Source organism: Streptomyces hazeniae (assembly GCF_031845485.1).
GTDB classification, from domain to species: Bacteria; Actinomycetota; Actinomycetes; order Streptomycetales; family Streptomycetaceae; genus Streptomyces; species Streptomyces hazeniae.
Map to the genome: position 1 here is coordinate 119,880 of NZ_JAVREQ010000016.1, position 13,588 is coordinate 133,467.

The 13,588-nt window shown below is 70.8% G+C and carries 11 protein-coding genes; 2 read left to right on the forward strand and 9 right to left on the reverse strand.

The genetic code is table 11. The features are described 5' to 3' along the window. Positions 1-72: 72 nt before the first annotated feature. From ccsB to hemL, 6 genes are all read right to left on the reverse strand, one after another. The gene (gene ccsB, locus RM572_RS18290) at positions 73-1,179 is read right to left on the reverse strand and encodes a c-type cytochrome biogenesis protein CcsB (protein WP_311674464.1); all 1,107 of its coding nucleotides are present in this window, start codon (positions 1,177-1,179) and stop codon (positions 73-75) included. Between the two features lie 5 nt (positions 1,180-1,184). After that, complete coding sequence (resB, locus tag RM572_RS18295; protein ID WP_311674427.1) at positions 1,185-2,978, reverse strand: cytochrome c biogenesis protein ResB; 1,794 nt, start codon at positions 2,976-2,978, stop codon at positions 1,185-1,187. 4 nt (positions 2,979-2,982) lie between these two features. Beyond that, a complete protein-coding gene (locus tag RM572_RS18300) occupies positions 2,983-3,780 on the reverse strand; it encodes a cytochrome c biogenesis CcdA family protein (RefSeq protein ID WP_027764587.1) in 798 nt (265 codons plus the stop codon). A gap of 7 nt (positions 3,781-3,787) precedes the next feature. After that, entirely contained in the window at positions 3,788-4,396 is a 609-nt protein-coding gene (locus RM572_RS18305) for a TlpA family protein disulfide reductase (protein ID WP_311674428.1), read from the reverse strand. 103 nt (positions 4,397-4,499) lie between these two features. Further along, a complete protein-coding gene (locus tag RM572_RS18310) occupies positions 4,500-5,171 on the reverse strand; it encodes a histidine phosphatase family protein (protein WP_311674429.1) in 672 nt (223 codons plus the stop codon). Beyond that, positions 5,168-6,487: a glutamate-1-semialdehyde 2,1-aminomutase gene (gene hemL / locus RM572_RS18315; RefSeq protein ID WP_311674430.1), complete on the reverse strand. Its 1,320-nt coding sequence runs from the start codon at positions 6,485-6,487 to the stop codon at positions 5,168-5,170. The genes RM572_RS18310 and hemL overlap by 4 nt, the downstream gene beginning before the upstream one ends. Before the next feature lie 127 nt (positions 6,488-6,614). Between hemL and RM572_RS18320 the strand changes: the two genes are divergently transcribed. Then, on the forward strand, positions 6,615-7,163 hold the full coding sequence (locus RM572_RS18320) for a hypothetical protein (RefSeq protein WP_078529203.1): 549 nt from the start codon (positions 6,615-6,617) through the stop codon (positions 7,161-7,163). Between the two features lie 142 nt (positions 7,164-7,305). Here RM572_RS18320 and RM572_RS18325 read toward each other — a convergent pair whose 3' ends face one another. The 3 genes from RM572_RS18325 to RM572_RS18335 form a co-directional block, all read right to left on the reverse strand. Beyond that, the gene (locus tag RM572_RS18325) at positions 7,306-9,021 is read right to left on the reverse strand and encodes a BCCT family transporter (protein ID WP_394813637.1); all 1,716 of its coding nucleotides are present in this window, start codon (positions 9,019-9,021) and stop codon (positions 7,306-7,308) included. Positions 9,022-9,179: 158 nt separating this feature from the next. Continuing rightward, complete coding sequence (locus RM572_RS18330) at positions 9,180-10,934, reverse strand: BCCT family transporter (RefSeq protein WP_311674431.1); 1,755 nt, start codon at positions 10,932-10,934, stop codon at positions 9,180-9,182. 258 nt (positions 10,935-11,192) lie between these two features. Then, a complete protein-coding gene (locus RM572_RS18335) occupies positions 11,193-12,386 on the reverse strand; it encodes an RtcB family protein (RefSeq protein ID WP_311674432.1) in 1,194 nt (397 codons plus the stop codon). A gap of 195 nt (positions 12,387-12,581) precedes the next feature. Between RM572_RS18335 and RM572_RS18340 the strand changes: the two genes are divergently transcribed. Then, a complete protein-coding gene (locus tag RM572_RS18340) occupies positions 12,582-13,565 on the forward strand; it encodes a hypothetical protein (RefSeq protein WP_311674433.1) in 984 nt (327 codons plus the stop codon). Positions 13,566-13,588 lie beyond the last annotated feature (23 nt).

The window sequence follows — 13,588 nt, forward strand, 5'->3', positions numbered from 1 at the left end:
GCGGCCGTCGACGCGGGCGGTGGCGGACCGGCGAGGTCAGCCCGCTCGGGCCGTAGCGCCTGCGCCGGGACGTCAGATGCCGGCGTAGCTGTGCTTGCCGTTGAAGAAGACGTTGACGCCGTAGTAGTTGAAGAGGAAGCAGGCGAAGGCGAAGAGCGCCAGGTAGGCGGCCTTGCGGCCCTTCCATCCGGCGGTGGCGCGGGCGTGCAGGTAGCAGGCGTACGCGACCCAGGTGATGAAGGACCAGACCTCCTTGGGGTCCCATCCCCAGTAGCGGCCCCAGGCGTCGCCGGCCCAGATGGCGCCCGCGACGATGGTGAAGGTCCAGAAGGGGAAGACGGCCGCGTTGACCCGGTAGGCGAACTTGTCCAGCGAGGACGACGAGGGCAGCCGCTCCAGCACGGAGGTGGCGAACGCGCCCGGCCTGCCGCCGCCCAGGAGCTTGGTCTCGTAGCGGTCGCGGAAGAGGTACAGCACCGAGGTGACGAAGCCGAGGTAGAACAGCGCGCCGCAGACGATGGCCAGCGAGACGTGGATCCACAGCCAGTAGGAGTGGAGGGCGGGGACCAGCTGGTCGGACTCGGTGTAGAGCCAGGTCGTGGCGAGACCGAGGTCGAGCAGCACGGTGGTGACGAGGGGCAGGCCGATCCAGCGGATGTTCTTCTTCGCCAGCAGGAAACCGAGGTAGGCGCCGACGATCACCATGGAGAACGCGGTGGAGAACTCGTACATGTTCGCCCACGGCGCGCGGCCGACGGACAGCGCGCGGGTGAGCACGCCGCCCGCGTGCAGCGCGAAGGCCAGGACGGTCAGCGAGATCGCCATCCGCCCGTAGAGGTCGCCCCTCTCGTCCCCGCCGGCGGCGCCCGGGCCGTCGGGCAGGTCGCCGCGCCGGCCGGCGCTGGAGCGGGTGACGACCTTGGGGCGCTCCAGCACGCTCGTGGAGCCGCCCTTCCTGACGGTGACCGCGGGAGCCGCCTGCGCGGCGTCCTGCGCGGCGGCGTCCTGCGCGGCGCCGGAGGTGAGCGCGGCAGCCGTACGGGCCACCTTGCTGCGGCTGCCGAGCACCCACTCGGCGATGTGCGCGACGAACGCGAGGACGTAGACGGCCATCGCGGAGTAGATCAGGTAGTTGCTGATCTCGGCGAGCGGCTCGTTGGTCGCGGCGGCGATGTTCACCAGGTTCACGGGCGGTCTCCTCGGGAGGGTGCCTCTTGTGCTGCGTCGGCGTCGGACTCCGCCGTGTCCCCGTCGGGGGCGGCGGCCGGCGGTGCCTTGTCCTGCAGGGCGTACGCGAGGTCGCCCAGTTCTTCGGGGAGGCGGGGCGACTCGCTGCGTCCCAGTCCGGCCATCTCGACGGTGGTGGTGCCGTCCGGGCCGGCGACGGCCCGGACCCACATCCGGCGGCGCTGGATGAACAGCGAGCCGGCGAGTCCGGCGATGGCGACGAGCGCGCCGGCGAGGGCCCAGACGTTGCCGACCTGGTGGGCGACCTGGAAGTTCGCCCACTGCTTGACGCCCTCGAACTTCAGCGTGCCCTTGCCGTCGGGCAGCTTCATGGATTCGCCGGGCAGCAGCTTCTTCGCCAGCGGACCGCCGTCCCCGGCCTTGAACTGCTTCATGCTGTCCGTGTCCAGCTGGTACACGTTCTGCGGGATGCCGGAGTCGACACCCAGGTCGCCCCGGTAGGCGGTGAGGAACAGCACGGGGTATTTCAGCTCCGGCCAGCGGGAGAACATGCTGCCCGAGCCGGCACCGCCGAAGGTGGGCACGAAGAAGCCCTGGAAGCCGAACTGCTCCCGCTCGCCCTCCTCGTTCACCGCGTCGGTGACCTTGATGACTCCGCTGGAGGTGAGGTTGGTGTCCTGCGGCAGGAACGGCACCGGGCCGCGGTAGGCGACCTCGCCGCTCGCGTCGGTGAAGGACACGACCGGGGCGTAGCCGTTGGCGAGCAGGTAGACCTTGGTGTCGCCGATCTCCAGCGGCTCGTTGACCTGGATGGTGGTCTTCCGCTCCGGGCCGTCCGGGGACGTCCAGTACGTGACGTCGGCGCGGGCCGTACGCACGCTGCCGCGGTTCGGGCCGTTCTCCTCGTACGACGCGTCGAAGTCGTCCAGGCGGAACCCGAAGCCGTCGAGGTCGTCCGAGGCGAACAGCGAACCGGAGGAGAAGTCGTCGTACTGGGAGAGCGTGTTGGAGAAGCTGCTGCCGACGGGGACCAGCGTGCCGCCCTCGGAGCGGAAGAGCTGGCCGGCGGCGAACGCCACCAGCAGCACGATCAGCGCGATGTGGAACAGCAGGTTGCCGGCCTCGCGCAGGTAGCCCTTCTCCGACGCGACGGCGTCGCCCTCGGCGGCCACCCGGTAGCGCTTGCCGCGCAGCAGCTCCCGCGCGGCCTCCCGTACGTCCTCGGGGGAGGCGTCGGTGCGCCAGGTGGTGAAGGCGGGCATCCGGTCCAGGCGGCGCGGAGCGCGCGGCGGACGGGCGCGGAGCTGTCCGGCGAACTGCCAGCTGCGGGGCAGGATGCAGCCGATCAGTGAGACGAACAGCAGGATGTAGATCGCGGAGAACCACACCGAGCTGTAGACGTCGAAGAGCTGGAGCGCGTCGTAGACGTTCCCGAGGGTCGGGTTCTCGGCGCGGAAGTCGTCGACCTGGGTGGGATCGACGGAGGACTGCGGGATGACCGAGCCGGGGATGGCGGCGAGGGAGAGCAGGAAGAGCAGGATCAGCGCGACCCGCATCGAGGTGAGCTGGCGCCAGAACCAGCGGGCCCAGCCGAGGACTTCGCGGCCGGTCCAGGCGGCGCCGCCCTTGACGCCGGGGGCCCGGACGCCGCCGAACGAGCCCTGCACGGCCCGCCCGCTCTCCTCGACGGGGGCGGTGGAGAGCTGCGACATGGCCGCACCGAGCTCCGGCTCCTCCGTGGCGGCGTCCGGGCGCTCGGTGTCCGGCCGGGTGGTGGTGTCGTCGGTCATCCGCTCAGATCCCCACGGTGAATCCGGCCGCGCCGGACCACACCTGCAGTTCGTAGACGATTCGGTCCCAGGCCCCCGTGACGAGCAGCACGCCGACGGCGACCAGCAGGCCGCCGCCGATGCGCATCACCCAGACATAGTGCCGCTTGACCCAGCCGAACGCCCCGAGGGTGCGGCGGAACAGCACCGCGGCGAGAAGGAACGGCAGGCCGAGGCCCAGGCAGTAGGCGGCGGTCAGCACCGCTCCGCGCCCGGCGCTGGCCTCGTTGAGCGCGAGCGCGGTCACCGCGGACAGGGTCGGGCCGATGCACGGCGTCCAGCCGATGCCGAACAGCACGCCCAGCATCGGCGCACCCGCGAGGCCGACGGCCGGACGGCGGTGGATGCGGAACTCGCGGCTGGTGAGACGGTTCAGCAGGCCGGAGCCGGAGCTCATGAACGACAGCCCCAGCAGGATCGTGAGACCGCCCAGCACGCGGGAGATGATCTCGCGGTGTTCCTGGAGGGTGTTGCCGAAGTAGCCGAACAGCGCGCCGCCGGAGACGAACACGGCGGTGAAGCCGAGGACGAACAGCGCGGCGCCGGCGAGCACCCGGCCCTTGCGGGCGTCCGCGAGGTCGGTGCCGCTGACGCCGGTGACGTAGCTCAGATAGCCGGGGACGAGCGGCAGCACGCAGGGCGAGAAGAACGACACCAGCCCGGCGAGCAGCGCGATCGGGAGCGCCAGGATCAGCGCGCCGCTGACCACGGTCTCGTCCGGCGCCACGGCGAGGGTGGTCAGGGCCGCGGTGGGGTCGCTCATCGCACCGTCACTTCTCCGCGAGCACCGGCTCGATCAGCGAGCGCAGCTGCTTCCCGCCGAGTTCGTCGAGCGCCTGCACGGCGATCTTCCCGTCCCGGTCGATGATCAGCGTGGAGGGGATGGTCTGGAGCGAGAGCGTGCCCTTGGGGAACTTCAGCATCTGCCGGCCGCTGGGGTCGAAGAGGCTCGGGTAGGGGATGCCGTAGGTGCGCTCGAACGCCTGGGCCGGCTCCTTGTACTGGTCGCGGGTGTTGATGCCGAGGAACCGGACGCCGTCGTCCGTCATGTCCTCGGCGACCTTCGCGAAGTGCGGGGCCTCCGCCCGGCACGGTGCGCACCAGGAACCCCACACGTTGACCACCACGACCTCGCCGCGGAAGTCGGAGAGGCGCGCCCGGCCGTCGCCGACCGTCTCGCCGCCGATGTCGGGGGCGTCCTTGCGTTCCGCGGCGGGCACCTTCGTGATCCGGCCGGTGCCCTGGACGTAGCCCTTGTCCCCGCCCCCGGTGGCCTTCGGGTCGTCCCCGCATCCGGTCAGCAGCAGCCCGCCGGCCACGACGAGTACGGCCGCGGCGGACAGGGGCGTACGACGACGGAAGGCGCGGATCGGACTCATGTGAAAAGTTTCCCATGAGGTCGCAGGGCGATCTCCGCACCCCCTGGTAGGGCGCGTATCAGCAGGTCGGAGCAGGTTTCGGGGCGCATACGAGCAGCCGCTCTCAGGCGCCTGCGGCGGGCCGGTCGCCGCGCGGGCCGCCGGCCCGCAGGTGCGGCGGTACGAGGTCCAGCGCCGGCTCGCTGTACGCCACCGAGACGATCTTGTCGTCCAGATAGGTGAACGAGGTCAGCGAGGCGAGGGTGCACTGGCGGGTGCGCGGGTCGTGCCAGAGGCGGCGCCGCTCGACGTAGGAGCGCAGCGTCCAGATCGGCAGCTGGTGGCTGACGCACACCGCCTCGTGGCCGCGCGCCGCGTTCTTGGCCGCCTCCACGGCGCCCGACATGCGCACCACCTGGTCGATGTACGGCTCGCCCCAGGACGGGCGGAAGGGGTTGCGCAGGTGCCGCCAGTTCGCGGGGCTGCGCAGGGCGCCGTCGCCGACGCCGAAGGTCTTGCCCTGGAAGAGGTTGCCCGCCTCGATCAACCGCTCGTCGGTGGCGAGATCCAGACCGAGGGCCTTGGCGGCCGGCGCGGCCGTCTCCTGCGCGCGCTCCAGCGGCGAGGCCACGGCGTGCACGATGTCCCGGTCGGCCAGGTGCTCCGCCACCCGGTCGGCCATGCGGCGGCCGAGGTCGGACAGGTGGTAGCCGGGCAGCCGGCCGTACAGGATGCCCTCCGGGTTGTGCACCTCGCCGTGTCTGACGACGTGCACCACCGTCACCGTGGGGGTCATGCGGCGGCCTCCGGCTTCGCCTGGGCCGCGGCGCGCGCGGCGGACGGCAGCGCGGCGGCGATCCGCTCGACGGCGCGGTCGTCGTGCGCGGTGGAGACGAACCACGACTCGAAGGCGGAGGGCGGCAGGTAGACGCCCTGCTCCAGCATCGCGTGGAAGAACGCGGTGTAGCGGAACGCCTCCTGGGCCTTGGCGCCCGCGTAGTCCGTGACCGGGGTGTCGGTGAAGAAGACGGAGAACATGTTCCCGGCGGTCTGGAGCCGGTGGGCGACGCCCTCCGCGGTCAGCGCCTCGGTGACCAGGCCGCGCAGCCGCTCGGAGACCGTGTCGACGGCCCCGTACGCCACGTCGTCCAGCAGCCGCAGCTGCGCGACGCCGGCGGCGGTCGCGACCGGGTTCCCGGACAGCGTGCCCGCCTGGTAGACGGGGCCGGCCGGGGCGAGGTGGTCCATGACGTCCCTGCGGCCGCCGAACGCCGCCGCGGGGAAGCCGCCGCCCATCACCTTGCCGAACGTCATCAGGTCCGGTTCGACGCCGTCCAGGCCGTACCAGCCGGCCCGGCTCACCCGGAAACCGGTCATGACCTCGTCGGAGACGTACAGCGCGCCGTGCGTGCGGCACAGGTCGCGCAGCGCCTGGTTGAAGCCGTCCCGGGGCGGAACGACGCCCATGTTGCCCGGCGACGCCTCGGTGATCACACACGCGATCTGGCCGGGGTGCGCGGCGAACGCCTCGGTCACGGCGGCGAGGTCGTTGTAGGGCAGCACGATGGTGTCGCCGGCCTGCGCACCGGTGACCCCCGGGGTGTCCGGCAGCGCGAAGGTGGCGACGCCCGAGCCGGCGGCGGCCAGCAGCGCGTCCACGTGGCCGTGGTAGCAGCCGGCGAACTTCACCACCTTGGGCCGTCCGGTGAACCCGCGGGCGAGCCGGATCGCCGACATGGTCGCCTCGGTGCCGCTGGAGACCAGCCGCACCCGCTCCACCGGCGCCACCCGCTCCACGATCTCCTCGGCCAGTTCGACCTCCGCCTCGCCCGGCGTGCCGAACGACGTGCCGCGCGCGACGGCCGCCTGCACCGCGGAGAGCACCTCGGGGTGGGAGTGGCCGAGGATCATCGGCCCCCACGAGCAGACCAGGTCGACGTACTCGCGGCCGTCGGCGTCCGTGAGGTACGGACCGGTGCCGGACACCATGAAGCGGGGCGTACCGCCCACCGCGCCGAAGGCGCGGACCGGCGAGTTCACGCCTCCGGGAGTCACGGCTGCGGCACGATCGAAGAGCGACTGCGATACTGGGGTGTCGTACGAGTGAGTCACGGGGCCATGGTGGCAGACCTTCCCCAGCGGGTACGCCCTCGGGGCGTTTCGCGCCCGCCTGCGCGGGGAGGTCTTTGACACGATGATCTGGTTGCGCGGCGGGGGCCGCGAGTGGTCGGGTGGTGACATGCAGCGCGGTGGCGGACTGGGCGAGGGTACCGGGGGACTCGAGCCTGAGCAGGCACGGGGACGTCACCGGCGTGAAGCGGCGAGAACAGAGAGCAGCAGGGGTGGCGGCGGAGTGGGGGTGACCTACAAGTACTTCGGCGCGCCGGACGGTGCGACCGCCGCTCGCGTGCCGATCTCCATGCGCCCGGAAGAGCTCGGCGGCGACGAGCTGGGCCACGGCATGTTCACCAAGATCAAGCCGGAGACCATGGCGGCGATGGTGCTCACGGGCATCGAGGGCATACCCCTGCACCGCGTCCCGCCGCTCGAACTCGTCGTCCTGCACCCGGACTACGCCGTGGTGAAGCTCCCGATGACGGTCGTCGACCCGCTGCGCGGCATCGGCGAGGAGTCGGTCGGCGCGGCCGCGTTCATCTGGTCGACGGTCCCCGACCGCAGCGGCCCGCAGGACGCCTTCAACGTCTACCGGCTGCTCCACGAGTGGCAGGACTTCTCCGAACGCCTCCACATGGCCGGCCACCAGCCGTACTGCCTCGTCTGGCCCTGAGCCTCACCGGCGCGACGCACGCGCCCACCTGCGCGCCCCCGCACGCACGGCACGCACCCGCACGCACGGCACGCGGGCCCCACTCCGGTCATCGTCCAGAACCGGTGCGGAGCCCGCGTGATGACGTGCGGTCAGGCGGCCGTCAGCGCTTCGTGGTGGACGTCTTCGACGTCCCCTCCGCACCGAGCGTGCCGTTCTCGAGGCCCTCCTCGAGCGCGGCCACCGCCTCGTCGACCATCCTGTCCTGCTCCCGCTTGGCCTTGGCGGCCAGGTAGGCCTCCCGCTCCTGACGGAACGACCGCAGCGTCGCGACGCACATGCCGATCATGACGAAGCTGAACGGGAGGGCGACGAGGATCGCCACCGTCTTCAACGTGTCCAGCGAGGCCGTTCCGCCGCTGCCGGAGGCCAGCAGCAGCGCGATGGCCACGGCGCCCTCGGTCAGCGCCCAGAAGACACGGCTCCAGGTCGGCGGGTTCGGGTCGCCGCCGGACGCCAGCATGTCCACCACGTACGAACCGGAGTCGGACGAGGTGACGAAGAAGAGCACGATCAGCAGGATCGCCACACCGGCGACGAAGGTGCCGCCCGGCAGCGTGTCCAGCATCTCGAAGAGGGCGTTGTTGGTGCTGACGCCCGCTTCGCCGACGTAGTCGTGCTTTCCGGTCGCCTGCTGGAAGACGGCGGTGCCGCCGAAGATGGAGAACCAGACGAACGTCAGCAGGGTCGGGACCAGCAGCACGCCGCAGACGAACTCGCGGACGGTGCGGCCCCGGGAGATCCGGGCGATGAAGATGCCGACGAACGGCGCCCAGGAGATCCACCAGCCCCAGTAGAAGACGGTCCAGGCGTTGACCCAGCTGGTGCCGTCCTCGCCGTGCGCCGCCCCGGTGTCGAAGCTCAGCGACAGGAGGTTCTGGAGGTAGCCGCCGGTGTCCTGGACGAGGGTGTTGGCGATGTACAGCGTCGGGCCGGCGATCAGCACGAAGAGCATGATCAGGGCGGCGATGCCCATGTTGGCGTTCGAGAGCCACTTGATGCCCTTGCCGATGCCCGTCACCACGGACAGCGTCGCGACACCGGTGATGCACACGATCAGCACGACCAGCAGGGTCTTGCTGCCCCCGTCGTCGACCCAGCCCAGGAAGTCCATGCCGCTGGCGACCTGCATCACTCCGAAGCCGAGCGAGGTCGCGACGCCGAACAGGGTGCCGATGACGGCCACCGAGTCGATCACGTCGCCCCACACGCCCTTGATCCGGTCACCGAAGACCGGCTCCAGCGCCCAGCGGATGGACACCGGGCGGCCCTTGCGGTGCACGGAGTAGGCGACGGCGAGGCCGACGACCACGTAGATCGCCCACGGGTGGATGCCCCAGTGCAGGAACGTCTGCACCATGGCGAACTCGGACTTGGCGGCGTCGGAGGAGCCGATGCCGGGACGCGGGGCGTCGAAGAAGTTCAGCGGCTCGGCGACACCCCAGAAGACCAGGCCGATGCCCATGCCGGCGGCGAACAGCATCGCCAGCCAGGACACGACGGAGAACTCCGGCCGTTCCCCGTCCTTGCCGAGCCTGATGTCGCCGTAGCGGCCTATGCCCACCCACAGGCAGAAGATCACGAACAGCGACACCAGAGCCATGTAGAACCAGCTCAGGTTGCCGATGACCTCGCTCTGCACGGTGGCGACCGCGTCGGCGGCCGTCTTCTGACCGATGACGGCGAACAGCACGAACCCGAGAATCACCACCGCCGAAGGCCAGAAGACCCTCGGCGCGATGGAGGAGGTCCGTTCGCCTTCTCTTGGTCCTGGTCGATCTCCCTGGGGCGGCACTTTCGCCGTCGTCTGCGCAGACACGCACTCATCCTTCGGTTGTCGGGGCAGAAAAGCCGCAGGCCGGGACGACGTCGACCCGCGAGCCGTTCACCTCCCCACGACGGCCGAAAACACACGTCACGAAAAAGTATCGACCGGCGGCCGTTCCGGGCCGCCGGTCGACGGAAAGCGAGACTGCCTCACTGCTTGCGTGGCTGGAGGTGTTCCCGCTCCTCCTCCTCGCTCCGGTGCTCCGCCTCGATCCTGGTCAACTCACTAGTGTCCGCACGACGCCGCACCTCGTTCATGTCGACGTCCTCGGCGGGGCCGATACGCAGTTCGAAGTCGCCGTCGTACTTCTCGGAGCCCGTGATGACCGCGAGCTCCACGGCCTCCTCGCCCCGCTCGCTGCGCTGGATCCTGGCGTCCTGGCGGAGGTCCTTCATCAGCGCCACGCACAGTCCGATCATCACCACGGTGAACGGCACCGCGGCGAGGATGGTCAGGTTCTGCAGACCGTCCAGTGCGGTCGTGCCGCCCTCACCGATCAGCAGCATGATGGCGGCGACCGCGCCCGTGAGAGCACCCCAGAAGATGACCACGAACCGGTGCGGCTCAAGGGTGCCCTTCTGGGAGAGCGTGCCCATCACGATGGACGCCGCGTCCGCGCCGGAGACGAAGAAGATGCCGACGAGGATCATCACGACCAGGCTGGTGACGCCGGCGATCGGGAACTCGTTCAGCACTGCGAAGAGCTGTCCCTCCGGCGTCGCCTCGCCGGCGATGCCGGCGCCGTTCTCCTGCAGCCGCATGCCGGTGCCGCCGAGGACGGAGAACCAGATCAGGCTGACCACGCTGGGCACGAGGATCACGCCGCCGATGAACTGCCTGATCGTCCGGCCACGGCTGATGCGGGCGATGAACATGCCGACGAACGGCGTCCAGGAGATCCACCAGGCCCAGTAGAAGACCGTCCACCCCGAGAGCCAGGTGGCGACGTCGTCGCCGGCGCTGGCCTCCGTGCGCGCCGCCATCTCCGGCAGGTCGGCGAAGTAGGCACCGATCGAGGTCGGGATCAGGTCCAGCTGGAGCACGGTCGGTCCGGCGACGAAGAGGAACACGACCAGCAGCGCGGCCAGCACCATGTTGATGTTGGACAGCCACTGGATGCCCTTCTCCACGCCCGAGACCGCCGACACGACGAAGCACAGGGTGAGGAACGCGATGATCGCGACCAGGAGACCCGTCCCCACGGTGGACATCCAGTCCAGCTCCTGCACGCCGCTGCCGATCTGGAGGGCGCCCAGGCCCAGCGAGGCGGCGGAACCGAACAGGGTGGCGATGATCGCCAGGATGTCGATGACCCGCCCGGGGGCTCCGTTGGCCGCCTTCTCCCCGATCAGCGGGGTGAAGGTGGCGCTGATGGTCTGGCGGCGGTTGCGGCGGAACGCGCTGTAGGCGATCGCCAGGCCCACCACGGCGTAGATGGCCCAGGGGTGCAGGGTCCAGTGGAAGAGCGTGGTGGCCATGGCGTCGGCCATACGGGCACCCGCGTCCACCGGCTCGTTGCCCGGAGGCGGGTCCACGAAGTGCGTCAGCGGCTCGTTCACACCGTAGAACATCAGCCCGATGCCCATGCCGGCGCTGAACATCATCGCGATCCACGACACCGTACGGAACTCCGGGCGCTCACCCTCCTTACCGAGGGTGATCCTCCCGTAGCGACTGAAGGCCAGCCACAACGCGAAGACGACGAACCCGGAGGCGGCGAGCACGAACGCCCACCCGCCGTTGTGGATGACCACCTCGAGCAGCTTGCTCGACACGTCCGCGAGCGAGTCGGTGGAGAGACCGCCCCACAGCACGAACGCCAGAGTCAGCCCCGCGCTGACGCCGAACACCACTCTGTCGGTGCGCGGCCTGTGCAGAGAATGACCGGCAGGTGTGGTGCCCATCACCTCGCCCCTCGGCTCTTCGTCCTTGCGATCATTCAGCAAGATCTCGGCCTTTCACTCGAGCCTCTGCGGTGCTCAGGGTCGGCAGGGCCGGTACCCGGCTGCCCGGTGACACATGCGACCGCACCACACGCGGAGTCCGGAACGCGAGACGCGTCGCAGTCCTCCGCCATCCTCTCGGTATGCCCTGATTATCGCAGCTTGTCGACCGGGAGTGGTGCCCTGGGCAACGATCCGGTGTGGCGCAGCCCCGGAGGGTCAGCCCTTCACGCAGACGACCTGCTTGAGCTTCGCGACGACCTCCACCAGGTCCCGCTGCCGCTCGATCACCTGCTCGATCGGCTTGTAGGCCCCCGGGATCTCGTCCACCACGCCGGAGTCCTTGCGGCACTCCACGCCACGGGTCTGCTCCACCAGGTCGCGCTCGGAGAACCGCCGCTTCGCCGCGCCGCGGCTCATCCGGCGCCCGGCGCCGTGCGAGGCGGACTGGAACGAGTCGCGGTTGCCCAGGCCCTTCACGATGTACGACCCGGTACCCATCGAGCCGGGAATGATGCCGTACTCGCCGCTGCCCGCGCGGATGGCCCCCTTGCGGGTGACCAGCATGTCCGTGCCCTCGTACCGCTCCTCGGCCACGTAGTTGTGGTGGCAGGAGATGACCTGCTCGAAGGTGGGCTTCGCCTTGCGGAACTCACGGCGCACCACGTCCTGGAGCAGGCCCATCATCAGCGCGCGGTTGAAGCGCGCGTACTCCTGCGCCCAGAACAGGTCGTTCCGGTAGGCGGCCATCTGCGGGGTGTCCGCGACGAAGACCGCCAGGTCGCGGTCGACCAGGCCCTGGTTGTGCGGAAGCTTCTGGGCCTCGCCGATGTGGAAGTCGGCCAGCTCCTTGCCGATGTTCCGCGAGCCGGAGTGCAGCATCAGCCACACCGCGCCCTCGGTGTCGAGGCACACTTCGACGAAGTGGTTGCCCCCACCGAGGGTGCCCATCTGCTTCTCCGCGCGCCCCCGGCGGAAGCGGACCGCGCTCGCCACGCCGTCGAACCGGCCCCAGAAGTCGCTCCAGCCGGCGGTCGGAAGGCCGTGCAGACGCTCCGGCCGCACCGGATCGTCGTGCATGCCGCGGCCCACCGGGATGGCCCGCTCGATCCGCGACCGCAGCCGCGACAGGTCGCCGGGCAGGTCGTTCTGCGTGAGCGAGGTGCGGACGGCGGACATGCCGCAGCCGATGTCGACGCCGACGGCCGCCGGGCACACGGCGCCCTCCATGGCGATGACGGAGCCGACCGTCGCACCCTTGCCGTAATGCACGTCGGGCATCACGGCGAGGCCACGGACCCACGGCAGGGTGGCCACGTTCTCCAGCTGGCGCAGCGCGCCGTCCTCGACCGTGGCCGGATCGGCCCACATGCGGATCGGCACCCGTGCACCGGGCAGCTCGGTGTACGACATCTCACTCAACTCCCCCGGAAAGACCCTGCGGTGCAGCGCACGAGCGTGGACGGCACCGAAGGCAGAAAAAGAACAAGTCGGACTTCGCGCCACATAGGCGCCACGCGACCGGACGGCCGTGCGGTGCGTGCGGTAGACATTGTGTGGCGTCGGCCCATACGGGCGGCAACACGTTTTCGAGCGCGGGAGGCACCGGTGCAGCGGACGGCAAGGACGCGTCTGGCGGGCGCCGCGCTGGCGTTCGCCGTGGCCGGCGGCCTCACGGCCTGCACCGGCGGCTCCGGGGGCGACGAGACGGGCGGCACGCCCGGCGACGCCACCGCCGCCGCGGAACCCGCGCCGCCGGGCCGCTACCGGACCCTCCCCGAACCGTGCGGGGCGGTGAGCCGCGACACGCTGGAGCAGATGCTGCCGGGTGCGGCCGCGAAGGCCGAGCAGGAGACCGGCGGGGAGGGCGACGAGGGAGGCGCCTCCGCCACCCCGTCGCCGCTGGAGGGCGAGGCCGCCCTCACCTACGACACCGACCGGCGCGTGGGCTGCACGTGGCAGAGCACGACCAGCCTCGGCAGCCGACGGCTCAACGTCGACTTCGAGCGCATCGTGTCCTACGACTCCGAGGTCAGCGACGACGAGCAGGCCGAGCTGCTGTTCGAGCGACGGGCCGAGAAGGCCGGGGTGGGGCCCGGCGAGGAAGCCTCGCAGACGCCGGAGCCGGACGCGGGCACCGAGACCGACGCCCACGGCGAGGGCGACGCCCCGGACGGCGGACCCGACGCGATGGCAGGGGCTGCCCGGGACGGCGGACCCGACGCGGCGTCTCCCGGCGAACGGTCGGAGTCACCCGACGGGGAGGACACCCCGGAGGACGGCGGCGGCACCGGCGACGACAAGGCCGGCGAGCCCGAGCTCGGCTCCCCCTCGCCGGAGCCCTCGCTGCCGCCCCGCAGGCTCGGCGACATCGGCGACGCCGCCTTCCTCGACGACCGGCTCAGGACGTCGGCCGACGGCCGCAGCGCGCACCGGGACGTCGTCCTGCTCTTCCGCACCTCCAACGTGCTGGTCACCGTCGAGTACAGCCAGTCCATCGCCGACGGGCGCCGCACGCCGGAGAGTGCCGAACTCCAGGAGTACGCGCGCGACCTGGCCCAGCAGCTCGCCGAGCAGTTCACCGACGGCTGACGCCGGCCCCGAACCCCGGTTCG

Bases quoted from the DNA above. Each gene is read 5' to 3' on its own strand.
- resB (WP_311674427.1), bottom strand. From the start codon at position 2,978: ATGACCGACGACACCACCACCCGGCCGGACACCGAGCGCCCGGACGCC.
- RM572_RS18300 (WP_027764587.1), bottom strand. From the start codon at position 3,780: ATGAGCGACCCCACCGCGGCCCTGACCACCCTCGCCGTGGCGCCGGAC.
- RM572_RS18305 (WP_311674428.1), bottom strand. From the start codon at position 4,396: ATGAGTCCGATCCGCGCCTTCCGTCGTCGTACGCCCCTGTCCGCCGCG.
- RM572_RS18310 (WP_311674429.1), bottom strand. From the start codon at position 5,171: ATGACCCCCACGGTGACGGTGGTGCACGTCGTCAGACACGGCGAGGTG.
- RM572_RS18320 (WP_078529203.1), top strand. From the start codon at position 6,615: ATGCAGCGCGGTGGCGGACTGGGCGAGGGTACCGGGGGACTCGAGCCT.
- RM572_RS18330 (WP_311674431.1), bottom strand. From the start codon at position 10,934: ATGGGCACCACACCTGCCGGTCATTCTCTGCACAGGCCGCGCACCGAC.
- RM572_RS18335 (WP_311674432.1), bottom strand. From the start codon at position 12,386: ATGTCGTACACCGAGCTGCCCGGTGCACGGGTGCCGATCCGCATGTGG.